The sequence below is a fragment of the Paenibacillus sp. J31P13 genome, assembly GCF_056269295.1.
In genome coordinates this window covers 242,707-266,863 of the sequence record NZ_JBWDNR010000002.1, presented here as the reverse complement: position 1 = coordinate 266,863, position 24,157 = coordinate 242,707, and the positions used below count along the sequence as shown (strand labels likewise).

General features: G+C 43.9%; 24 protein-coding genes. 7 read left to right on the top strand and 17 right to left on the bottom strand.

Annotated elements, in window-relative coordinates:
* Positions 1 to 14: 14 nt before the first annotated feature.
* The 10 genes from AC0YOD_RS07305 to AC0YOD_RS07260 all read right to left on the bottom strand — a co-directional run bounded on the left by AC0YOD_RS07305 (position 15) and on the right by AC0YOD_RS07260 (position 7,119).
* Positions 15 to 824: a metal ABC transporter permease gene (locus AC0YOD_RS07305; RefSeq protein ID WP_475798614.1), complete on the bottom strand. Its 810-nt coding sequence runs from the start codon at positions 822 to 824 to the stop codon at positions 15 to 17.
* Positions 805 to 1,632 (bottom strand): metal ABC transporter ATP-binding protein, encoded by an 828-nt coding sequence (locus AC0YOD_RS07300; RefSeq protein WP_475798613.1) that lies wholly within the window; start codon positions 1,630 to 1,632, stop codon positions 805 to 807. The genes AC0YOD_RS07305 and AC0YOD_RS07300 overlap by 20 nt, the downstream gene beginning before the upstream one ends.
* 60 nt (positions 1,633 to 1,692) lie before the next feature.
* A complete protein-coding gene (locus tag AC0YOD_RS07295) occupies positions 1,693 to 2,694 on the bottom strand; it encodes a metal ABC transporter solute-binding protein, Zn/Mn family (RefSeq protein ID WP_475798612.1) in 1,002 nt (333 codons plus the stop codon).
* A gap of 204 nt (positions 2,695 to 2,898) precedes the next feature.
* Positions 2,899 to 4,899: a methionine--tRNA ligase gene (gene metG, locus AC0YOD_RS07290; protein WP_475798611.1), complete on the bottom strand. Its 2,001-nt coding sequence runs from the start codon at positions 4,897 to 4,899 to the stop codon at positions 2,899 to 2,901.
* Positions 4,900 to 5,082: 183 nt separating this feature from the next.
* Positions 5,083 to 5,247, bottom strand: coding sequence for a hypothetical protein (locus AC0YOD_RS07285; RefSeq protein WP_475798610.1), 165 nt, complete (start codon positions 5,245 to 5,247; stop codon positions 5,083 to 5,085).
* Positions 5,248 to 5,281: 34 nt separating this feature from the next.
* A complete protein-coding gene (gene yidD, locus AC0YOD_RS07280) occupies positions 5,282 to 5,521 on the bottom strand; it encodes a membrane protein insertion efficiency factor YidD (RefSeq protein ID WP_475799319.1) in 240 nt (79 codons plus the stop codon).
* Positions 5,522 to 5,538: 17 nt separating this feature from the next.
* A complete protein-coding gene (locus AC0YOD_RS07275) occupies positions 5,539 to 5,970 on the bottom strand; it encodes a Fur family transcriptional regulator (RefSeq protein WP_475798609.1) in 432 nt (143 codons plus the stop codon).
* A 74-nt stretch (positions 5,971 to 6,044) separates the two neighbouring features.
* Complete coding sequence (locus AC0YOD_RS07270) at positions 6,045 to 6,269, bottom strand: hypothetical protein (RefSeq protein WP_475798608.1); 225 nt, start codon at positions 6,267 to 6,269, stop codon at positions 6,045 to 6,047.
* Positions 6,270 to 6,304: 35 nt separating this feature from the next.
* Entirely contained in the window at positions 6,305 to 6,505 is a 201-nt protein-coding gene (locus AC0YOD_RS07265; protein WP_475798607.1) for a hypothetical protein, read from the bottom strand.
* 152 nt (positions 6,506 to 6,657) lie between these two features.
* On the bottom strand, positions 6,658 to 7,119 hold the full coding sequence (locus AC0YOD_RS07260; RefSeq protein ID WP_475798606.1) for an Hsp20/alpha crystallin family protein: 462 nt from the start codon (positions 7,117 to 7,119) through the stop codon (positions 6,658 to 6,660).
* 99 nt (positions 7,120 to 7,218) lie between these two features.
* On the opposite strand from AC0YOD_RS07260, the gene AC0YOD_RS07255 reads away from it, so the two are divergent.
* From AC0YOD_RS07255 to AC0YOD_RS07230, 6 genes are all read left to right on the top strand, one after another.
* Complete coding sequence (locus AC0YOD_RS07255; RefSeq protein WP_475798605.1) at positions 7,219 to 7,458, top strand: spore germination protein; 240 nt, start codon at positions 7,219 to 7,221, stop codon at positions 7,456 to 7,458.
* Positions 7,455 to 7,658 carry a spore germination protein GerPB gene (locus tag AC0YOD_RS07250; protein WP_475798604.1) on the top strand — a complete coding sequence of 68 codons (204 nt, stop codon included), beginning with the start codon at positions 7,455 to 7,457 and terminating at the stop codon, positions 7,656 to 7,658. Before AC0YOD_RS07255 ends, AC0YOD_RS07250 begins: the two co-directional genes overlap by 4 nt.
* 41 nt (positions 7,659 to 7,699) lie before the next feature.
* Positions 7,700 to 8,365, top strand: a complete 666-nt coding sequence (gene gerPC, locus AC0YOD_RS07245; RefSeq protein ID WP_475798603.1) for a spore germination protein GerPC — start codon at positions 7,700 to 7,702, stop codon at positions 8,363 to 8,365.
* Positions 8,365 to 8,601: a hypothetical protein gene (locus AC0YOD_RS07240; protein ID WP_475798602.1), complete on the top strand. Its 237-nt coding sequence runs from the start codon at positions 8,365 to 8,367 to the stop codon at positions 8,599 to 8,601. The genes gerPC and AC0YOD_RS07240 overlap by 1 nt, the downstream gene beginning before the upstream one ends.
* Complete coding sequence (locus AC0YOD_RS07235; protein ID WP_475798601.1) at positions 8,585 to 9,028, top strand: spore germination protein GerPE; 444 nt, start codon at positions 8,585 to 8,587, stop codon at positions 9,026 to 9,028. Before AC0YOD_RS07240 ends, AC0YOD_RS07235 begins: the two co-directional genes overlap by 17 nt.
* Before the next feature lie 213 nt (positions 9,029 to 9,241).
* Positions 9,242 to 11,107 (top strand): squalene cyclase, encoded by a 1,866-nt coding sequence (locus tag AC0YOD_RS07230; RefSeq protein ID WP_475798600.1) that lies wholly within the window; start codon positions 9,242 to 9,244, stop codon positions 11,105 to 11,107.
* Between the two features lie 48 nt (positions 11,108 to 11,155).
* Here the strand turns inward: AC0YOD_RS07230 and gntK are convergent, their stop codons facing one another.
* The 7 genes from gntK to helD form a co-directional block, all read right to left on the bottom strand.
* Positions 11,156 to 12,694 (bottom strand): gluconokinase, encoded by a 1,539-nt coding sequence (gntK, locus tag AC0YOD_RS07225; RefSeq protein ID WP_475798599.1) that lies wholly within the window; start codon positions 12,692 to 12,694, stop codon positions 11,156 to 11,158.
* 210 nt (positions 12,695 to 12,904) lie between these two features.
* Positions 12,905 to 14,884, bottom strand: a complete 1,980-nt coding sequence (locus AC0YOD_RS07220; protein ID WP_475798598.1) for a glycoside hydrolase family 15 protein — start codon at positions 14,882 to 14,884, stop codon at positions 12,905 to 12,907.
* On the bottom strand, positions 14,866 to 16,329 hold the full coding sequence (glgA, locus tag AC0YOD_RS07215; protein WP_475798597.1) for a glycogen synthase GlgA: 1,464 nt from the start codon (positions 16,327 to 16,329) through the stop codon (positions 14,866 to 14,868). Before glgA ends, AC0YOD_RS07220 begins: the two co-directional genes overlap by 19 nt.
* Before the next feature lie 43 nt (positions 16,330 to 16,372).
* Complete coding sequence (glgD, locus tag AC0YOD_RS07210; RefSeq protein WP_475798596.1) at positions 16,373 to 17,482, bottom strand: glucose-1-phosphate adenylyltransferase subunit GlgD; 1,110 nt, start codon at positions 17,480 to 17,482, stop codon at positions 16,373 to 16,375.
* Entirely contained in the window at positions 17,479 to 18,645 is a 1,167-nt protein-coding gene (locus AC0YOD_RS07205) for a glucose-1-phosphate adenylyltransferase (protein WP_475798595.1), read from the bottom strand. The genes glgD and AC0YOD_RS07205 overlap by 4 nt, the downstream gene beginning before the upstream one ends.
* 16 nt (positions 18,646 to 18,661) lie before the next feature.
* The gene (glgB, locus tag AC0YOD_RS07200) at positions 18,662 to 20,569 is read right to left on the bottom strand and encodes a 1,4-alpha-glucan branching protein GlgB (protein WP_475798594.1); all 1,908 of its coding nucleotides are present in this window, start codon (positions 20,567 to 20,569) and stop codon (positions 18,662 to 18,664) included.
* Positions 20,570 to 20,847: 278 nt separating this feature from the next.
* Positions 20,848 to 23,175 (bottom strand): RNA polymerase recycling motor HelD, encoded by a 2,328-nt coding sequence (helD, locus tag AC0YOD_RS07195; RefSeq protein WP_475798593.1) that lies wholly within the window; start codon positions 23,173 to 23,175, stop codon positions 20,848 to 20,850.
* 242 nt (positions 23,176 to 23,417) lie between these two features.
* Here helD and AC0YOD_RS07190 point away from each other — a divergent pair, with 242 nt between their 5' ends.
* Positions 23,418 to 24,134, top strand: coding sequence for a queuosine precursor transporter (locus tag AC0YOD_RS07190; protein WP_475798592.1), 717 nt, complete (start codon positions 23,418 to 23,420; stop codon positions 24,132 to 24,134).
* Positions 24,135 to 24,157 lie beyond the last annotated feature (23 nt).

Sequence of the window (24,157 nt, the reverse complement as noted above, 5' to 3'; positions counted from 1 at the left end):
CACCTCGCTTCCTATCAACTACCTGATCGCACTCCTCGGCGGAATGCAAGCAGCAAAAGAAGAATTGCAATAAGCAATAAAACAATCGTACCGCCTGGTGCTAGGTTCCACACACCTGCAATAAGCAATCCGCTTACGACAGCCAGTTCACCAATAATCACAACCGTTATCACACTTTGTCTAAAGCTGCGTGCAAAAATCATACTGCAAGCAGCTGGTATTGTAAGCAATGCAGATACAAGCAAAGCTCCAACTATTTTAATAGATACGCTAATTACGAGTGCAGTGAGCACGCTAATCATAACATTATAAAATTTGATAGGCAAACCGCTTACAGCAGCCGCATCCTCGTCAAAAGTAATTAGAAACAATTCTTTTATTTGCGTACGGATAGCGACAAGCACGATGATCGTAACGGCTCCGATCACATATAAATCCGTGCTGTTAAGGGTTAAAATACTTCCGAACAAATAACTGTTCACATTCATATTGAAATTTTTCCCCATCGTAAATAAGATGGATGCCAGCGCGACACCGCCTGACATAATAATGGCTATGGATAGCTCCGCATAAGTCTTGTATGCTTTCCTGAGCTTTTCAATTGCAAAGGAAGCGATAATCGCAAAGACTAAACCCATGGCAATGGGATAAACCCCTAATAAAAATCCAAGCGCTACACCAGCAATGGACACATGTGATAACGTATCACCAATCATCGCAAGTCTGCGAAGCACAAGAAATAGACCCATTAGCGGTGCGGTTACGCCAATTAGCAGCCCGCCAATAAGTGCCCTTTGAAAAAACTCACTCGTTACGATCTCCAATCAAAACAACCTCTTTCCTGCTCTCCATTTGCTCTCTTAACCCTTTCAAACTGTGTGTCAAATCACTTTCCACACAATCCTGCGTTTCATGCGAATGCTTAATATGAAATTTCAGCTTTCCGTTTTGTGCTGCAGCCTGTTCGCCTAAGTAAGAGCGAATCATTTCTAAATCATGCGACACCATCAAAAACGTAATATTGTGATGCTGATGCATGTGCTTGATCATATGAAAGAAGCTCTCTTGCGTTTCCGTATCAATGCCTACTGTCGGTTCATCAAGTATCAACAACGATGGATTATTAATAAGTGCTCTTGCAAGAAACACTCTCTGCTGCTGACCGCCTGACAGCTGTCCAATACGTTTATCCCTCAGATCATCAATTCCCATAGCATGAAGCGCATCATCACATTTTTTATGGTCAGTTTTCGTTATCTTCTTAAATATTTTATTTCTACCATATAGTCCAGACATCACAACCTCACGAACGGTCGCTGGAAATAAGGGATTAAATGAGTTTTTTTGCGGTACGTAACCGATTCGCTCCCACTGCTTGAACTTATTTACATTCTCACCGAATAATCGGATCTCACCGCTCGTTGGTTTCAGTAATCCTACAATCATTCGCAGCAGCGTCGTTTTTCCAGCTCCATTTGTTCCTATTAAACCGATGAAGTCACGTTCCTTCACCGCAAAACTTAGATTTGAAATAACGTTCTGCTGTTGATAAGAAAAGGAGACGTTCTCCAATGAGATAACCTCTTGGTGGCAGCTAGAAATGGTTGTCGTAATTAGGTTGGATTGTCCCATACTTATCTCTCCTCACAACAATGCGGAGCTTGGTTAGCCCCGCAGGTATGCTTTATTGTTCTATTGTAATGCTTGCACAAGATTTTGCAAGTTCCGTTCCATCAAGGTCAGGTAGGTTTCTCCCGCTTTTTGTTGATCCTTCGTTAAACCTTCTAATGGATTAAGCACCATGGTATCTACTTTCGCTTCGCTAGCTAGTGTTTTAGCCAGCTGATCCGAGACTAATTCTTCAAAGAAGATGTATTTCACGCCATTTTTTTTGACAAACTTCGTTAGTTCGAGCAAGTCCTGAGCGCGTGGCTCTGCTTCTGGGCTTAGTCCCATAATAGCCACTTGATTAAGTCCATAGTCACGAGCTAAGTATCCAAAAGCTTGATGAGAGGTAACAATGTTTTTATCCTTCGTCTGTGATAGCTTAGCGGTATAATCAGCATCCAGTGCTTCTAGCTTTTGCTTAAGAGCATTATAGTTTTTCTCATAGTCTGCTGCATTAGTTGCATCAACCTCAATCAAACTGTTTTTAATATTTTCAGATATAATAAGTGCTGATTTCGGACTGTTCCACGTATGGGGGTCCGAATTGCCATGATCATGATCATCCCCATCTTCATGCTCATGCTCATGTTCATCCTCTGAGCTTGCAATAAGTGTAATCCCTTCGCTCATTTCTTTCGAAATGACTGTACTGTCTTTGGACAAGCCTTTCAGAAAACTATCTACCCAGCTCTCCAAGCCTGCCCCGTGATACAAAAATAATTTCGCATTGGATGCTGTTTCCAAATCACGGCTTTTTGGAGTCCAATCATGCGGCTCCACGCCAGCTGATACGAGATTGACTACATTAACATGTTCTCCCCCAATTTCCGATGCAATAAAATATAAAGGGTAAAAACTAGTCACGACACTAATCTTTTGGTTTCCATCTGAATCCGTTGTATGACCTGAAGAACCTTGTTGATTAGTGCTATTAGCATTGTTTCCGCATGCTGCTGCAAATATAAGAAGTGCTGTTAGCAGCAAGCTTAGCGCTGAAAATCGAATTGATTTCTTAATTGCGATCATTTAAGTAGTCTCCATTCTGTTTTTGTTCTTGTTCGTAATCGTTACTATTACGATTTGTATTATACGATGCTAGAATTGGGCTGTCAACCATAGGTTTTGAATTCATTTTCAATTCATAAAAAAAAGAGAAGTCCGCAGCTATCACTAGCGCTTACTTCTCTTTGTTTCTATTTTTAAGCATATTATACTTGGAAGCTTAGCTATTTATTTTACAACTGCTCCGTTTGGCATCTCTTCCGGCACACTCGCAAGCGTCAGCTGATCACCGTGCGATGCTGCAAGAATCATACCTTGTGACCATTCACCGCGCAGCTTGACGGGCTTCAAGTTTGTTACACAAATGACTTTGCGGCCAACCAGCTGCTCAGGTGTATAGAACTTCGCAATTCCCGAAACAACCTGACGCTGCTCGTAACCAAGGTCAAGCTGCAGTTTCATCAGCTTATCAGCTTTTGGAACGGGCTCCGCTGCAATGACTTGCGCTACTCTTAGCTCAACCTTAGCGAATTCATCAATCGCAATTTCTTCTTTGGTCTCTGCTGGAGGTTCAACTGTCTTACTGGTTGTGCCCGCTTCCGGTGCAGCAGGCGCGTTTTCGGCAGGTTGCTCCGTTTGAGCTCCGCCGCCCATTGCAGCCGCGATAAAAGCAGACTCTTCCGCTGTATCCAGTCTCGGGAATAGAGGTGCGCCTTTGCTAACCTTCGTTCCGCCAGGCAGTAAGCCAAATTGCTTCGTGCTCTCCCATGACGTTAGATCGCCCGGCTCAAGCCCTAGCTGCTTCCACATTTCACGTGGAGCATGCGTTAAGAAAGGCTGCAACAAAATCGAAACAATACGAAGGGACTCAGCCAAATGATGCATCACCGATGCCAGCTCGCCGTTCTTCGACTCATCCTTAGCTAGTGTCCAAGGCTGTGTCTCGTCAATGTATTTGTTTGTACGGCTCACAAGCTGCCACAAAGCAGAAAGTGCAACCGAGAATTCCATATTTTCAAGCGCTTCTTCAACTGTTGCAACCGTTTCGCCTGCAAGTTTTTGCAAAGTTTCGTCAAATGCAGTTACCGTACCCGCAAAAGCTGGGACAGCGCCATCGAAATATTTATCGATCATCGCAACCGTACGGTTAAGCAGATTACCCAAATCATTCGCTAAATCAAAGTTAATCCGTTCAACGAAATTTTCTGGTGTAAACGTACCATCAGCGCCGAATGGCACCTCGCGGAGCAAATAATACCGAAGCGCATCCAAGCCATAACGGTCAATCAGCATGACTGGATCGACAACATTACCTTTGGATTTCGACATTTTACCATCCTTCATCAATAGCCAGCCATGCGCAAACACCTTTTTCGGTAGAGGAAGGTCTAACGCCATAAGCATAATCGGCCAATAAATCGTATGGAAACGAACAATTTCTTTCCCTACTAGATGAACATCTGCTGGCCAGAAGTTGCGGTACTTCTCATCAGCACCCTCATTGCCATAACCAAGCGCTGTAATATAGTTGGATAACGCGTCAATCCATACATAAATCACATGCTTAGGATCGCCGGGAACTTTAATACCCCAGTCAAACGTTGTACGTGATACTGCCAAATCCTCCAGACCCGGTTTAATGAAATTGTTGATCATTTCATTTTTGCGGGATTCAGGCTGAATAAAATCAGGGTGATCCTCATAATACTTCAGCAAACGGTCAGCATAATTGCTCATACGGAAGAAATAGCTTTCTTCCTTCACAAGCTCAACTGGACGTCCGCAGTCCGGGCATTTCCCATCATTTAGCTGACGCTCTAGGAAGAATGATTCGCAAGGCGTACAGTACCAGCCTTCATAAGTACCCTTGTAAATATCATCTTGCTTCAGCAGCTGAGCAAATATTTTCTCAACAACTTGTTTATGCCGCTCTTCTGTCGTACGGATAAAATCATCATTGGAAATCTCAAGCTTCGACCAAAGATCTTTGATACCTACCACGATATCATCCACAAATTGCTGCGGGGTTTGATCCTTTTCTTTTGCTTTTCGTTCGATTTTTTGGCCATGCTCATCCGTTCCTGTTAAATACCACACATCATAACCACGAAGACGCTTATAGCGGGCCATTGCATCACCAGCCACCGTCGTGTATGCATGTCCGATATGAAGCTTATCACTCGGATAATATATCGGGGTTGTAATATAAAATGATTTTTTCTCAGTCATTAAGGACCCTCCTCCATTGGTTTTAGAGTAAAAAAACGCAAAAAACTCCCGTCCATAATGGGACGAGAGTTAGAACTCACGCGGTACCACCCAAATTTCAATCACGGAAGAATAGTTAAAATCGCTTCTCTCGTGAAAGCTTCGTGTGCCGCCTGCTTGGCGGCTATCGCTGTTAACGCTAGCTTAGCGTCGCTCCCTTGCTGGACACTCATTCATGCCGCAACTCGAAATCGAATCCTCCCGGACCATTTTCCAAATGGCATCCCTTACCGGCTTACAGCGCATTGCCCGGCTCTCTGCAAAAGGTACTCCACTGTACTTATCCATTCCTCGGATATATGGTAACATCTATCGCAAATATACCGAAATTACACCCTCTCTGTCAAGGCGCTTCTTTTTCAATATCTTTCACAGGGGGTACGGGATCATATCCTCCTGCATGAAACGGATGGCAACGAGCTATTCGCTTCATTGCCAGCCATGATCCCTTAGCAGCACCGTGCTTTTCAATAGCTTCTAAAGCATACTGCGAACAGGTCGGGTAATACCGGCATGAAGGCGGTGTCAGTGGTGAAATGAACTTGCGATAAAAAAGAATCGGAGCCTGCGTCACGCGCTGCATCACTCGTTTATTGGACATTACAGCTCGCTTGGCGTTTCCTGCACGCATCCCTTACAGTAGCCGAATACTTCAAATTTATGCTTTACGACCTGGAAATCCTCAGGAGCAACCGTTTGATCCATTGGACAAAAAGTTATCGGATATGTTTTGCCGCATTGCAAGCAAATCATATGGTGGTGATGATCATTCTCGCGGCAGTGCAGCTTGAATTTTCCGCCATCCTCAAAAATAACCTGCTCCAGCACTCCCAGCTCTTCCATTACCCGCAAATTCCGATATACCGTATCAAAACTTAAACCCGTATACGATTTGCCCATATAATCATAGACTTCCTTCGGAGCAAGATAGCCCTGTGTTTCTGAGAAAAGCTTTGCAAGTGTTTTTCTTTGATCCGTAATCCGCAGTCCTTGACTTGCCATGCGTCGTATGATGTCTTCCATTGTATGCATATGTCGATCCCCCGTACTTAAAAGTTTCTATCTCCATAATGACGAAAAAAAAAGCTCTCGTCAATGAGAGCCTCTTAACCGTTTAATCTCATATTAATAACAAAGCTAGCAACCATGGCCACAAAAAACAAAATACTAATACCGCCTACCAGCTTCCGGCGACGGTCAAGACGTTTTACTAGCTCCGCTTCCTTTGCCATCCTTTTGGCTTCCACGTACGATCGATGCATAAACATATAAGTAATTAAAGAAATAACGAACACCGAATTAACTAAAAACCAAATCATTGTCCAGAACAAGAAAATTCCTCCGGTTGTGATCAGCTATAGACTGACTATAGATACCACTTATTTAATATGTACATGAAAGCGACAAAACTAATAACCGCTCCACCGAAGCTAAACCAGCCCGCCCGAAATTTTTGCTGAAACATCCGCAATATGCCAAAGCTTAGCAAACCGAATATAAGCATTATGAAAACGATTCCGAGTATGAATAACGAAGATGATGTGCTGCTCAAATCTACTAATGACACCGAACACACTCCCTTTTTGCTAATATGTACATGTTCCCTAGACATTATAAGGGATAATACGTCCATTAGCCAGCCGGAACTCCTGTCGATTTCGTGACAAAAAGAGCACAGCGTCCTTGCGCATGCGCTCACTTCATCTATAGGAACTGGATTCACCAGCGAATAACGTGTTCGTGATAAGAGCGATTAGTCTTTCTCTTCTGAAGTTTGACATGAAGCACGTTTTCTTTAAGTAAGGTTTTGCAGACACGCGGCTTGACTAGCTTTGGCAGCTTGATTGTCTCACTCTTGCCGCTCGGAAATCCGTCAATCCGAATTCGATCTTCGCGAACGAACAAACGAAGCTTCTCTTTTTCAAAACCGTTCGGTAAATTAATTTTCACAATAACGAATTGCGGTGTCTCCGAAAAAGTCGCAGAACTTGATCCGATAATTACACCTGCTGCTTCCGGAAGTGCTTTTGTAAGCATTTTTCTCACGTACCGCTCAACCCATTCAGGCTCTCGCAGCACCTCAAACCCTTTCGGCAGCTGCTGCCCTTCCATCCACCGTTCAAGATCATCCCATTTGGATGCCACAAGCACACACCTGCCTTCCAGCACTTCTACCATCATATGCGCATGCCTGCTAGAGGGATACTTCACAATAAGGAACCTATAGGCGAATGCCGCATAGGATGTAGCAACAATACTTCAAAATGAAGGAGGATTCTTATGCCAGCCGTCGTCGGTTTTGTCAAAATTATAAGCGTTGGCTCGGGGTCGATTATCCAGTTTGGCGATGCCGTTGAAGTTAACCCGAACAGTACTTCAAAGACGTATGCAGGATCAGGCTCTTTCTTAACAGGCAGCTTAACCAATTCAAATAATGCCGTGAGCGCTACAAACACCTTGGATCCTGACGTACAAGACAGCACGAATAATGAAGTTGCCAGCGGGGTAAATGTCATATGAGTATTACGATTCATCAAAATATTACGATCAATTCACTTCGTGTAGATAGTGTATCTAATAGCTCCGTTCTTCAAGTTGGCAGCGCCGGGTCCATTCGTTCCCTTTCGCAGCTTTACAATAGCGGCGGTTTCACAACACCCGCTCCAGAGCTTGGCGCAGACAATCCGCTAAGCTTCGTTCCACTTCCAAATCCAAGATAACAATACTGCTTCTTTCATTAGACAAAAAAGGAGGTTGTCGCATGCAGCAGAATAATGAGCTTTCACCTTGGCAGGCCTGGTCGATTGAAGTGCAAAATAAGATCAACGCACAGCAAGAATGTCTCGATAAACTACAAGCTAAGATTTTGGCCTTATGTGAGCAGGTTAATCAGCTTGAAGCGCGTCCTGCTTATAATATTGAAAGTATTGCCTATCATTTTGATCAGCTAAAGGTAGAGAAGCTTGACGGTACATTAAATATCGGGATGACTACCCCCGGTATGGGAGACAGTACCTTCCCAGGTACAATTGAGCAGGTATCTGTATCGAAGCCTTTAGTGTTTCCTTCTTCCGAACCAGCCCCCTATCCCCAAGCCGGTCCTTACAACGAAATCTATAGCGGAATGAATCAATATTTGGATGTAGAAGCGCCTCAAAAACTCATGTCATACGAAAACGATCTTTGCCTGCCGCTAGATCCTTATCATCGTAGAATCATTATCAACGATATTCGCAAACAGGTTCCGACAAGGATTCAATACTATTTACAGCAATGCAACAGCTCAGAGGGAACCTCCGCTGGGCTTGATCAGAACACGATGACAGCAAATGTACTTAACAAAACAATGAGAGATGCCGATTCCGCTTTGCTCGCATATATGCAGCAACTCCAAAACGGCGCTCCACCATCGGGAGGAAATGCTTAATGCTAGAATTTAATGTAATCAATCATGTTCTCACAGTTGGACAAATTGAAATACTTGGTGTATCCAGTGCATCTATGCTGCAAGTAGGCGACACGGACTACGTCACCTTATATTCTATGTTCGACACGCCACCAGAATCCATAATCGTAGGTCCAATAGCTCCATTTCCACAGCCGGAAAATGTCCGTAATGCGCTTGGAGAAGCTCAAATCGATAGTGATGAAGATGGAGATTAATCTTAGTTCCTGCGATGCTTATCCAATAAGGACAGCCAAAATCGGCGCCATAGTCATCATCAGCGCAGCCCAATCCGCTGCCGTTCAAATGGGTGATCGTGGTGCAACGAATGCCAGATTGCGCGCACTAGCACTTCAGCGACAAGAGGACCATTTGACCTCAGGCGATGTTTTCTTCGAATCCTACCGAATATTTGATCGACCTTTCCCTGTACTTTCCGACTCTGAGTTCGAAAACGGTGAGGTCGTTGGCATCAATCGAATAAATACCTTGCCCTATATTACTGTCGGTTACATTAGAGTTATTGCTACAGGCTCTGCTTCCAGCATTCAAGCTGGAAATGGTATGAGATACACAGGAGAGTCCCGCATCAAGCATATTAGACAATATCCGCGGCCTAAGCCCTATCCGCCTGTTGGCAATTAGCAGGGATGGTTACGCTATGAATCATCTAAAAGAAGATCATGAAATGACGTAAGAACAGTTCTTTCCTTCTTACGTCATTTTCCGATTCATGCTCCACTTTCCACTTTTTGATTATCACAATCCCTAACATAATTATCTGCCCATTATACCTATTTCACATGTTTAGCAGCATATGTATGATACAACATCATTTGCAAAGGATGAATGCGGCTAATGGATATGAACAGAATCCGTGCACAAATAGATGAAATGACTGCCAGCCTCTCTAGGCAACAATCAGATGATGGCTCCTGGCGCATATGCTTTGACTCCGGCACGATGACCGACAGCTACTACACCATATTGCTGCTCCTTCTTGAGAGGAACAATGATCCCTTAATACCGGTGCTAGCTGAGCGAATTGCATCCAAGCAGGAAATGAATGGCGCATGGAAGGTATACCCTGATGAAACCGGTGGAAATTTAGAAGCAACCGCCGAATCTTACTTTGCGCTGCTATATTCCGGATACTATTCCGCTTCAGATCCACGTATGATACGCGCCAAGCAATTTATCATTTCTCAAGGCGGCTTGGCTGAGATTCGGACGCTGTTAACACAAGTTATATTAGCAGCAACCGGACAAGCGAAATGGCCGCGATTATTACGTTTACCCTTAGAAGCTTTTTTCTCGAATCATGGCATTGGCCTTGATCTATACTCACTCTCCGGCCATGCTCGTGTGCATCTCGTGCCCATTCTTATTCTATCTAATAAAAATTTCAGTCGTCGCACCTCATCGATGCCAGATTTATCGGACCTCTTCCTCGATGATACTAAGGCTTTCAACAATGATTCAACCTGGATTTCAGCACTTAGCGGATTTCTCTCTACACTGCCATTAGCAAGTTTGCTACCCGCAAGCTCACATTCTGCCCTAGAGGAAGCTGAGCGCTTTATGTTTCAACGAATCGAACCGAATGGAACGCTGCTGACCTTCTCTACTGCTACCATTCTTATGGTACTTGCCTTGCTTGCACTTGATTATTCAGCACAATCACCGATCATAAATCGTCTGCTGCAAGGTATCCATTCCTTGCTTTGCAAGGACCGTCCGCATCTTCAGGTAGCATCTTCTGAAATATGGGATACGGCTATGATTAGCTATGCGTTGAGTGAAGCTGGCATGGACTCCAGCTCATCTATCTTGCAGCAGGCTGGTTCTTATTTAATGGAAAGACAACAGACACGCTTGGGCGACTGGAGCAAACGCAGCCCTCATACCCCTCCTGGCGGCTGGGGCTTCTCAGATGTGAATACCATGTATCCCGACGTAGATGACAGCGCAGCTGTCCTTCGAGCCATCAAGCCCTATATGACCAGTGAAAATGGACGATCGGCCAATTGGCAAAAAGGCTTGAATTGGATGCTCGCTATGCGCAATGATGACGGAGGTTGGCCTGCTTTTGAAAGAAAAGGAAAACAGCTGCCAGCAAGCTTTTTTACATTCGAAGGCTCCGCAGATATTTCCACAGACCCCTCAACTGTTGATTTAACGAGTCGGATACTCGGCTTTCTAGGCAAAGAGCTTCATATGACACTCGGCCGTACATGGATTGATGACTCCGTTCAATGGGTACTCTCGCAGCAAACCGGGGATGGGAGCTGGTATGGACGCTGGGGAATTGCTTACATTCATGGTACGGGAGCAGCGATTCAAGGGATGACAACAGTTGGTGTAGCAGCAGACCATCCTGCTATTGAGAAGGGTATTAATTGGCTATTATCCATTCAAAACAAGGATGGCGGCTGGGGGGAATCTTGTCGTAGTGATAAGTTGAAGCATTACGTGCCTCTGTATGCAAGTACACCTTCTCAGACAGCCTGGGCACTTGACGCGCTAATAGCTGTTAAGGAAAAACCTACACCAGCTCTCGAGAATGGAATGGAAGCACTCCTGCAATCGCTGCAGCGAAGAGACTGGACCTTTACGTATCCTACTGGAGCAGCGCTCCCCGGCAGCGTTTATGTACACTACCCGAGCAACAACTATATATGGCCCCTGCTCACCTTAACTAGCTATTTGAAGAAATACAGCTGATAAAGAAAAAAAAGCCGAGCGTAGCTCGGCTTTTCCAATGGTTGATACTTAGACCCATTTTTGTTGATAGGCGGCAATATTCGCGTATTCCTCAGTCAATAGTGTTGAGACTCGACTATAAATACTCATGAGCTCCGCATACCTTTCCGCATTCTCTTTAATTGGCTGATGAGAATGGGACGCTCCAACCATATCTGAGACCACTTGCAGCGAATCAATCTCCCCTATTCCATACAAGCCAAGTATAACGGCTCCTAGACATGAACTCTCAATACTTTCGGGAACCTGCAGCTCTTGTTTAAAAATATCACTCATCATTTGCCGCCAAAGCTCAGACCTTGCAAAACCGCCAGTCGCTTGAATTTGTTTCGGCTTGCCTATCAATTCCTCAAGCACCAAAAACACACTGTATAGATTATAAATAACACCCTCTAATGCAGCCCGAATAAGATGCGCCTTCTTATGATGCAAGCCAAGACCAAAATATGATCCTCTCGCATTAGCATCCCATAACGGAGCACGTTCACCCGAGAGGTAGGGATGGAAGATTAATCCATCCGATCCTGGTCCTACCCCTGCTGCCAGCTCTGTAAGCAGCTCATAGGGATCAACGCCAAGCTCTTTTGCGACACCCACTTCAACCATCCCGATCTGATCACGAACCCATCTGAAGATCATCCCGCCATTATTGACTGGACCCCCGACAACCCAGAGATTCTCGGTCAACGCATAGCAGAAGGTTCTGCCCTTAGGATCTGTAATGGGCTTGTCGGTTACAGCTCGTATTGCCCCGCTAGTGCCTATGGTTACAGCTACAATTCCTGGTTCTATTGCATTGACACCAAGATTTGATAAAACACCATCACTTGCTCCAACAACAAATGGTGTAGTAGGAAGCAGAGACATGCGGAGCGCATATCCAGCATTCAATCCTTCCATTTTGTAAGTGGTCGGTACAAGCTCAGATAGCCGATCAGCCGTTACACCAGCAATGCTTAATGCTTCTTCATCCCACTGCAGCCTCTCTAAATTCAACATTCCAGTAGCGGACGCCATTGAATAATCAATAACATAACGTCCAAATAGTTTAAAAAACACATACTCTTTAATAGAAATAAATTTATACGTTTGAATAAACCATTCCTGATGCTCGTATCGCAGCCAAGTCAGCTTCGATAGAGGAGACATGGGGTGAATCGGTGTCCCTGTCCGCATGTAAATCTCATGGCCATTCCAATCACTTTTAATCTTATTTGCCCAAGCTATACTTCGATTGTCTGCCCAAGTAAGACAAGAAGTAATAGGCACACCATCCTTGTCTACCGCAATAACACTATGCATAGCCGAGCTGAATGAAACACATAAAATATCACTTGGTGAGACTTGACTCCCTGTAATAACTCTACCAATGGTCTCCAGAACAGCATGAAAAATTTCTTCCGGATCTTGCTCCGCTATCGCAGGAGAAGGTGAATGCAATGGATATTCAATTCCGTGTCTTGCAATAATTACACCATTGACTGTAAAGAGTACAGCTTTCGTACTCGTTGTACCGATATCTACGCCGATTACATATTTAGTATTCATCTCTATGCCTCCAACAGCTTTGCAATAACCAAAACTAATTTTTAAGAGCATCGCTCTATAAGTATACGATACCTCTCTTTTTCCTAATATACCATTTCATATTTCCAAAAAAAAAAGCATAGAGTGAATTTGCAACTATCCTGGACGCAAAGAGGGAACTTATGCGAAAGAGCATAAGTCCCCTCAAAACAATTGTTGTTATATTTATGGTTATCCGTTTGATTCTGCTTTCAATCGCAGCTGTTTATACTTCTCTGCATATTTACTTACACTATGCACAACCGTGGCATGCGACCAGGTGAGCGGTGCAACCGACAGCGGTGATCCGTCGTAAGGATTCAGCTGCTCTGGTAATAAACCGCTTTGCAGCGCATGATCAGCGACCCATTGCAGCGTTCGGCGAGGACCTTCCAGCCCCTCAAGTGTCTTAGCCGACTCAATCTCATAATTGGCTACCCAGAGAGTACAAATGATCCAAGGATTTCCCGGCACTTTATCAATCTCTCCAGATTGTTGAAAGTAGTAATCATTCGTGTACCTAGCGATGCCACCAATGTCTGTTTTAATTTTCAGACCTTCCTTGATGGCCTCCATCGTTTGGATAACCCGATAGTCATCCACAGGAAGAACACCAAATTCCAGTACACCGAACAAGCTGCTCTCAAGTGTCATATCCTTCACCCAGCGATTATCCTTCTGAATGAGTCCTCGAGCGAATCGTCCAGTATCTTCATCCCAAAGCTCGGTAAGAATTCCATGCTTAATTTTTTCAGCGGTACTCTTATAATGATCACTGCGCTCATAGTCGCCGAACAGCTCCGTAAAGAAAGACGCAGCCATTAAACCGCCATAAACAGAGGCAGCCGTATACGTCCAAATTCCGTAGCGCTCCTCCCATAGATCATAGCTTGGCTTTGGAAGCGATAAAGAATCCTCCATGTAGGAGCTTAGGAAGGAAGCTGCCTTGCGAATGAGATTGCTGTACAACGATTGCGGCAGCTCAATCACTTGATTGCGGGAGTAATCTCTCCATAGCGCGAACAGTACCAGTGCTGTCTCATCTTCTTGAATCGGCAACCTTCTACTGCCTTGTACAATATAGGGATGCCAGCTTGACCCCACAGTTCCATCCGGATTGTATTTATGATATAAATACCCTTCCGGTGATAAGGCTTGCGCGCAGAAATGGAAAAATGGAGCAATAACACTCTGGTAACCAGCCATCGACATTGCTTCTGCAATGAGCGCACCGTCACGAGGCCACATATAGCTGTAATGATCACGATTGTATTGCAAAATATCAGTATCATTAGCTGCCAATATAGCACCGCGCTCGTCAACCTGAGTTCTTACAAGCAGCAAGCTTTGCTTAAACATTTTTACAACAGCTGGCGACAGATCACCAAGATCAGTTTCTGCACGGCCAAGCCAGTGCTTCCAATAAATAACCATGCGACTAAGCAGCTTCTCCGGATGATGATCCTGCACGTATTGGTTTAACACTTTGACTTCTTCAAGGTTTTGACCAATCGACATCCAATAATAGATGGTTTTATCGCCATTTGGAGGTACAACCGTTCGAAAGCTAATCGTACTGTCAACAGAGCCCTGTGCAATGGAGTTGCCCATTAACACACCGTCCTCCGCGTCACGCCATGTGCCCTCAGCAGATTGAAACCTCTTAATACCCGTGGAATATTGTGTCATTCCACCTTCATCCGAGAAGCCATTGAACATAAAATAGTTATTTCTTTTGTAGTGATAAAGCGTATGATTCTCAGGATAATAGACGGCTGTATCCCCAACCTCTGTCCCATCAATCATCAAATCCTGATGGAAGAACAAACGAACCTCTTTCGCCTCATTTTTTGTATTGCGAATAACAACCCTTTTAATATAAATACACTCACGCTGGTGAATGCCGTCATTCATATAAAGCTCTATTCCTAAGCGTTCATGCCTTGCTACGATATTGGTGACTAAAGAGTCCTCAATATAATCTAAATCAAATTTCCACTCCGGCTCATCCAACCAGCTAAAGACACCCTCAACCCAAATACCTAAACGGCAATATTGTCCGCCCACATGATTCAACTGCCCCACGTAGGGATAATATATATCGCGAATGTAGCAGTGCTGATCTAAATTAAGCAGCATCTTTCCGTTTCCGATTACAAGATGACGGGCCATGATTCGTTCTCCTTTCCAAGCGCTGTAAGTTCTGTATAAACGGATATATAGGCTTTGGCAGAACGGTTCCAGCTATAATCCTCTTTGGAGCCATTCGCCACGATTTGCTTCCATGCTTCCTCATTACGATAGTGAGCTAATGCTCTGCGAACGGTATACATATATTCATGCGCATTGTAATTAGAGAAGCTGAAGCCAGTTCCTTCGCCAGTATATTCGTTGTAGGCTTGTACCGTGTCCTTAAGTCCTCCAGTCTCGCGAACGATTGGCACGGAACGGTAGCGCAAAGCTAGAAGTTGGCTTAGTCCGCATGGCTCGAACTGCGACGGCATCGCAAACATATCCGAGCCTGCATAAATACGGCGAGCAAGTCCATCATCATAACCAATCCATACTGCAACCTTCTCCGGATAGCGCCAAGCTGCATCCTTAAAAAACCGTTCATACTGCTCTTCACCAGCACCAAGTATAACGAACTGCACATCCTCCTGAAGAAGCTCCTCGAAGGTGGCCATAATCAGATCAAAGCCCTTTTGCTCAACAAGTCGAGATACAATTCCTATAAGCGGAACGGATTCCGATTGCGGCAAACCCAGCTCCTGTTGAAGCTCCAGCTTGTTTTTTCGTTTCCGAGAAATTGAATTTCGATAGGGAACAACAATCGCCGGATCATTCATAGGATCAAAGATTTCGTCATCAATGCCATTGACAATACCAATTAAATCTCCCGAACGATATTGAAGCAGGGAATGGAGTCTCTCTCCAAAATACTCGGTTTGAATTTCCTCTGCATAGGTATGGCTTACGGTAGTCAACTTGTCCGCATAGACAAGTCCACCCTTCATACAGCTTCCCGCTCCATGAAATTCAAGGCTGTCCGTAAGGAACATATCATCGCCTACACCGATCAGATCCTTTAACAATTGAATGCCGAACAGTCCTTGATATTTCAAGTTATGAATGGTAAAAACAGATTTTGTATAGGCCCATACAGGGTCCAGCGAGTGTCTCGTCTTAAGCAAAAAAGGTATTAATCCGGTTTGCCAGTCATGACAATGGACAATATCAGGGTGAAAATCCATATAGCGAACAGCTTCCATTACAGCTAAGCAGAAGAATACAAATCGTTCCGCATCATCTCCATAGCCGTACAAGCCTTTTCGCTTAAAATAAAATTCATTGTCAATTAAATAATAGATGACACCGTTAATTTCTGCTTTTAGCAAACCACAATATTGACGACGCCAGCCGACTCCGACCGTGAACTCTGCAACTCTTTCGAATTGTTCCGTGTAAGAGGACGGAATTTCTTCATATTTAGGCATAACTACTCTCGTATCTAGACCGCGCTGATTAAGCACCTTGGGGAGCGCGCCTGCAACATCGGCAAGCCCCCCCGTTTTCGCTAACGGCACTGCCTCGGAAGTAGCAAATAAGATATTCATAGGCTTCTCCTCTCCGTATTACCAAGCTCTCTCTATGTAATCCCTAAATAATTTTTCGTTTCCCTGCTAAGAACGGCGCGCTGTTCGCACCTCGAATATCGCGATCCTCTTCGACACGCACATCTTTATCCAAGATGCTGTGCTGTACAAAGCTGTTCTCACCGATAATGCCATTTTGCATGATGATACTATTGCTTACGATAGCGCCTTTTGCAACATGCACGCCACGGAACAAAATACTATTCACGACTGTTCCTTCTACACGGCAGCCGTTTGCAATAAGTGAATTCGTTACTTTAGAATTGCCCAAATAACGTGCAGGAGGCTCATCCTTTACTTTCGTGAAGATCGGACCTGGCTGATAGAAAAGCCCCTTCCAAACATCCGAATCGAGCAAATTCATACTATTGTGATAATAGCTAGATAACGTATTTACGACACCCAGATAGCCCTCATACATATAGCCGTAAACATTCAGCTTATCTAATCTAGAAAAAATGGCATGACGCACCAGATGATCCTGTCCCTGTGCAAGAGAGGTTTCTACAAGCTCTAGCAGTAGGTCCTTATGCATCACATACATTTCCATGGAATGAATGTCACTTGCCATTCGACCATAATGATCTTGAATAGCAGTAATCCGGCCTTCCTCATTCATTCTGACTCTGCGTGCTTTGCCTAGCAGATCCTCCTGCTGCTTGCACACAACAGTGATATCGGCTTCCCGCTCCAAGTGTGCTTCAATGACCTTCTCAAAATCAATGTTGCATACCATATGGCTCCGAGTAATGACTACATAATCGAGAGAAGAACGATTAAAATAATCACGATGCTGATAAAAATGATAGAGGTCTCCCCGGCTTAGCTCTTGAATATCATCCGTCGCAGGAGGAAGGACGAATAGTCCGCTCTGCCGATGCTCCAAGTCCCAATGCTTGCCTGATCCAAGATGATCCATTAAGGAACGATACTTCGTATGTGCGAACACTGCAACCTTGGAAATACCGGAGTTAACCATGCTGGAAAGAGCAAAATCAATTAAACGATAACGAGCGCCAAAAGGAACTGTTGCCAGGCACCGTCCCTGTGTCAGATGTTCAAGTTCATCCGTCTCATGAATCAAATTGATGACACCCATAACTTTATGCTTCATGATTGCTCTACCTCCTGCAGCAGATGGTCGTTCGTAACATATTGATCAACCGCGATTACTGTAATCGCATCGTCATCCGGACTTCCAATCGTTACACCCGCTTGAATAACTGCACCTTCACCGATAATAGCTCTATAAATACTAGCGCCTTCGCCTATTCTTACATTTGGCATAATGACAGACTCTGTAATAATCGTGTTTTTAGCAGCTTTTACGCCGTAGAATAAGACCGATCGATCCACTTCTCCCTCTAGCATGCAGCCTTCTGTAATTAAAGAAGAGGATACTTTTGCCGTAGCCCCGATGAATTGCGCTGGCTGCACAGGACTAACGGAATAAATGCGCCAGGAGGAATCCGAGAGGTCAAGAGAAGGCTCATCTGCCAGCAAATCCATGTTAGCCTCCCAGAGACTTTCGATCGTGCCGACATCCTTCCAATACCCTTTGAATGGATAAGAATAAATTTGCTTGCCGTCTTTCATCATCATTGGAATGAGATCCTTGCCAAAGTCATGGCTGGATGCTCGGTTTGCCTCATCGTAAATCAAATACTTTTGCAACTCAGACCAAGTGAAAATATATACACCCATTGAAGCAATATTGCTCGTTGGATTTTTTGGTTTTTCTTCAAATGCCGTTATTCGGTCCTCGTCATCAATATGCATAACGCCGAAACGGCTTGCCTCTTTCCAATCCACCTCAATGCCCGCAATCGTAACATCCGCCCCTGAACGCTTATGATGCTGCAGCATGAGATCGTAATCCATTTTATAAATGTGATCACCTGAAATAATGAGGACATACTCTGGATTATACCGTTCTATGAAGCCCATATTTTGATAGATCGCGTTAGCTGTGCCTTTATACCAAACGCCGCCTTTTTGCTTCACATAAGGAGGTAAAATTGTCATACCGCCGTCACGGCGATCAAGTCCCCAAGGACTTCCAATACCTAAATATCGATTGAGTTCTAGTGGCTGATATTGTGTTAGTACCCCTACTGTATCAATACCCGAATGCGTGCAATTACTGAGCGTGAAATCTATTATTCTGTATTTACCGCCAAAAAAAACAGCTGGTTTAGCTAAATCCTTTGTCAAAACACCTAACCTTTTCCCTTCGCCTCCGGCGAGCAGCATAGCCATCATTTCTTTTCGACCCATGGACACCAACTCCTTTTCAGTGCGTATCCCCCGGCTCTAAGCTGAAGTATTGAAATGTAAAGGGGGGTAAATGTAGAGAAATGCTTTGATTGTGTCCATGCCAAGCGACATTTTCACTGCTGTAACATAGCTGTGATTGTGTTTCCGTTCCGCCAAATTGCTTGTCATTGCTATTTATGAAAGAGCGGTAAGGACCAGGCTCTGGAACACCAACACGATACTCGCGATAATCATTTCTCGAGAAATTCGCTATTACGAGAGAAAAATCAGATTTTCCGCAACGGATAAAGGATATGACTGATTGCGCTGCATTATGAACATCTATCCATTGAAATGTTTCTGGATCTCTGTCCCTCTCCCATAGAGAAGGCTGTTTGATGTAAATATGATTAAGAGTTTTCACATAATGACGCATGCTTCGGTGCAAATCATAGTCGAGCACCATCCAGTCGAGCATATCTGCGTCTTTCCATTCATCAAACTGTCCCCATTCACTGCCCATGAATAGCAGCTTCTTGCCGGGGTGAGTCATCCAATAGCCGTAAAAAAGTCTTAATTGAGCAAATTTTTCTTCATAAGTACCTGACATTTTATTGAGTAAGGAACGTTTGCCATGAACAACCTCATCATGAGAAAGCGGTAGCACATAATTTTCTGAAAAAGCATATAGGAGTGAGAAAGTAATCAGATGGTGGTGGTGAGGACGTTCAGATGGTTCAAGTGCCATATAACGCAGCATATCGTTCATCCAGCCCATATTCCATTTAAAATTAAATCCGAGGCCGCCATTGTCAGTAGGAGATGTGACTGCGGGCCAAGCGGATGAATCTTCTGCGAGCATAAGCGTATCGGGGTAATAATGAAACACAGTTTCATTGAGCTTCTTGAGGAAAGAAAGAGCATCTAAGTTGTCAGCACCGCCATAACGATTGTATGTGTGCATTTCCGGCGGTTTATCCATATGTAAATTAATCATGCTTGCAACGGCATCAACTCGCAAACCGTCGATGTGAAATAAATCCATCCAATAAATCGCGTTGGATATGAGAAAACTAATGACTTCATTTCTGCTAAAATCAAAGGAGAGTGTGCCCCAAAGCGGTTTTTCTGCTCGCCGCGGATCAAGACCCTCATAGATCGGCGTGCCGTCAAACTCTCTCAGACCATGATCATCCTTACAGAAATGTCCAGGGACCCAATCTAAAATAACACCTATCTCCTGCTGATGACATTTGTCTATAAAATGCATCAGTCCTTTTGGAGAGCCGTAACGGCTTGTTACACCGTAAAAACCAGTAATTTGATAACCCCATGATTGATCCAGCGGATGCTCAGAGATCGGCATTAATTCAATATGGGTATAGCCCATTTCTTTCACATAAGGAATCAAATCTTCGGCAAGCTCTTCATACGTGTAATAGTCTTCTTTGCCTTTGATTTTCCATGAACCGGCATGCACCTCATAGATGAGCAGCGGATTTGTATAGGATGGCTTACCGTGCTTGTTCTGAAACCATTCCTTGTCCTTCCACTCATATCCACTTAATTGCGTAACAATGGATGCCGTTTCCGGTCTGCGCTGAGCCCAGAACGCATAGGGATCAGATTTCCGAATCACTTTCCCATCTGGAGTCACAATCTCGTATTTGTATAATTCGCCTTCCCCGATTAACGGTACAAATAAAGTGAATACACCTGTAGAGCCTGCTCTCTCCATAACATGCCGATTGCCGCTCCAATTATTGAAGCTACCGATTACACGAACTTCTGCGGCATTTGGTGCCCAAACCGTAAAGCGGACACCAATGGAACCACCCATTTTTACAGGATGAGCCCCCATAAAACGATAGCTGTGAAAAGAGTTTCCCTCGTTAAATAAAAATAAATCCTTCTGCGATAATCCATTAGGTGCTGTATAAACCATGCGTGGTCTCACCCCCTGGTGGATAATCAATAGGTAGTCAATTCGGAGTCACTCCGATGACTTAAACCACATTATACATGTTTTACAGAAAAAAACACAGTATGTTTTCATAGATTTCATTAGTTAAATTTATTTAATGTCATATTACTTAACATGAATTAGTTGTTATTTGAATTTTTATTTAAATAAAGAAAAAGAAGCCTCAAAGGCTAACAGCAAAGCTGCTCGCTTCAAGGCTTCCTATTGAATAATCCTATAAGAGTTACATCTTATTTATTCTAGCTAATGAAATGTGTCAGCTTTCCAGTATGCATAAGATGCAGCTCATGCATGGCTCTTGTACAAGCCGTATAGAACAGCTTGCGTTCACTTTCCAAACCATAGCAATCTTCAGAAGCATTGCTAATAATAACGGCGTCAAATTCAACGCCTTTGGCAAGATAAGTCGGTATCACAACAATGCCCTTCTCAAAGGTTACCGTTTCCTTCTCGATAAGCCGCAGCTTTGGAATGTGATTATGCAGCGCATCAAACAATCTTTTGCTCTCCTCTGCTGTTTTGCAAATGACAGCAATCGACTCATAACCCGTTCCTTCCAGCTGTCGAATTCTTTCCTTTATTTCGCTCACGAGCTCATCTTCTCCAGAAACTGGTGTAATCGTTGGCTCTGCTCCATCGCGATTAAATGGCTCAATCCCTTCTCCGCCCTCTATCATTCGACTCGTAAACGCAACGATTGGCCGGGTGGAGCGATAGCTTCTGGTCAGGACGATTTTCTCCGTTTCTTCCTCACTGTAAAGCTGCGACAGGGGCTGGAATCCATCACCCGCAACAGCATGAGCGAATATCGACTGATTAAGATCGCCAAGAACGGTCATTTTACAACTAGGAAAAATACGCTTGAGGTAATGGTATTGGAAAGGAGAATAATCCTGCGCTTCATCTATGAATAGATGCTTAACAGAAGTATTCGTTGCAAAGCCTTCCAGCTTCCCCTTTAAATAAAGGTAAGGCGTTGCATCCTCGTAATAGATCGTTCCGCTGTCCAGCACTGAGACTGTTCCTTCGCTAATTTCCCTCCACCGGCTAGGGAGTTCCAGTTGCGCGCCTTTCAAGCTCTCAATCTGATCGACATCGCTTTGGAATAGCTGTCTGTACATAGCTGGAACATCAAGGAAGGTTAAACGCTTCACTCGCTTGCGAAGTCTTTTAAACCTCTTCTGAACAACCATTGCAGCTAAATAATCCTGTTCAGCATCAAAATCATCAAATGATTTGCCGTCAAATTTATTTTTTCTTTGAAGCTCATCATAAGCTTTAGCGTAGGTTTCCTGATCCAGCAGCTCAATCTCACTCAGCACCCAATCCTGCTCACGCTCTTCTCGGCTTAGCCTTGTAAGCTCCTTCAACATCCACTCCGCAGTAAAACGCATCCGATTAGCAATAGATATGGAACGATCCATTTCATAGAACTTCTCAGAAATTGCTTTGGCAGAAATCAAGGTTCTTCCTTTAAAAACAACAGATTTGAACAATAACCCCGTGCTGCTTAGCTCCTCAGCGTATCGATCAATGAAATGCATGAAGCTGATACTTGATTTATAAGTAATTGCATCTATCCTTGCCGCATAACCCGGCTCATGAATAGCTGCTAATGTATATTCCATTTGTGAAAAAGGGTCTTCTAAAGCAAAGGTTTGACCTAGTCGGTGCTCCAAATACTGTTGATAGGTAGTTTGCTGCATGTTTTGTTCGCCCAGTTCAGGCAATACCGTTGCCACATAGCTGTTGAACATGGGATTCGGTGAAAATAAAACAATTTGATCCGAATTCAACATGCCTCTATAACGGTAAAGCAAATATGCAACACGCTGTAAAGCAGCTGAGGTTTTCCCGCTTCCCGCAGCACCTTGTACGATCAATAATCTTGCACGTTCATTACGAATAATACGGTTTTGCTCTCGCTGGATTGTAGCAACGATGCTCTTCATTTGTGCATCGGATTGCTTGCCCAGCACCTCTTGCAGCAGCTCATCACCGATAGTCACACCCGTATCAAACATACTTTGAATATGAGCATTTCGAATAATGTATTGCCGCTTCAGCGTCATTTCGCCATCTATGGCTCCACTTGGCGTTTCATATTGAACAGGTCCAGGACCATAATCATAGTAGAGACTGGAGACAGGGGCACGCCAGTCATAAATTAAATAGTCCAAGCCGGTCTCATCAAGCAATGAACCGACACCCAGATAGATTTCATCTGATTTGGAATCGCCCTTCTCTTTGAAATCAATTCGTCCAAAATACGGAGACTGTTCCAGCTTTATTAAGGTCTTCAGCTGCTCTTCCGCATGGCGATGACTTCTTTCTCTCTCTGACAAAACCTCAGCCTGCTGCTTCATGCTAGCATGTGATTCAGCTGATTCGGCTGCATCCTCAAAGTTTAGGGTCACATCATCCCAGAAATTTCGGCGTATATCGACAATATCCCCGCGCAAACCGCCGACCTGTTTCTGCAGTTCCTCAATTCTTTCACGAATCAATTGCGATATGGCATTTACACGCTTCTGCTCAAGTATCAACTGTTCATCTGGATTTGTCATCTTAACACTCCTTTTTCTACATCGTAAGCCAAACACGCTTCCTTTATTAAGCAACATTAAATAGGACTGATCATTATACCATCTTCTGCCTCGCAAATAAACGTTTTATTGTGAGCTCTTGCAGCGATTTCTACAAGCGACTATAATGGCATAGGCAGAAAAACAAGTCGGAAGCTTCATGATCCACGCAAGCCGCGGTTCGAAAACTCCCGCGTTATCAAAACTAGGAGGTAATGTTTTGTATGTTTAATTTATGGTTTGGCGCAATCTTCATGCTGGTGCATTTTACACTTTTTTTGCTTTCATATCGCTTCTTTGGTCGAATTGGTATCTACGCCTGGATTGGGATGGCAACCGTTCTCGCTAATATTCAGGTGGTAAAAACCATTGATATCCACGCTTTCGGTCTTGTCGTTGCCATCACACTTGGAAATACGATGTACGGCACCATTTATTTGGCTTCAGACCTTTTGAATGAAAAGTATGGTCACAAGGCTGCAAAAAAAGCAGTTTGGTTCGGTTTCTTTACTCTCATAGCTACGACCATTATTATGCAGATGGCGTTAGTATTTAATCCACTAAACTCAGAATTTCCTCTGCAGGTTCAAGGAGCTCTCGAAACTTTATTTGGACTGATGCCGCGTATTGCGCTTGCAAGCTTATGTGCCTATTTTGTAAGTCAGTTTCTGGACGTTAAGATTTATTCCACATTGAAACGCTTATATCCTGCACCGAATCAATTGTGGATTCGCAACAATGGAAGTACAGCGATAAGTCAACTAGTCGATACATTTATTTTCTGCACCATTGCTTTTGCAGGTGCAGAAGGCTATGATCGCAAGCTATGGTTCTCGATCTTCATATCGACCTATGTGATCAAATTTATCGTTTCCATTTGCTCGACTCCGTTCCTATATGCAGCAAGAAGCTTTACGTTCAAAGAAGACCCAATGAAATAATAGCAGTAACAAAAAAACGGGAT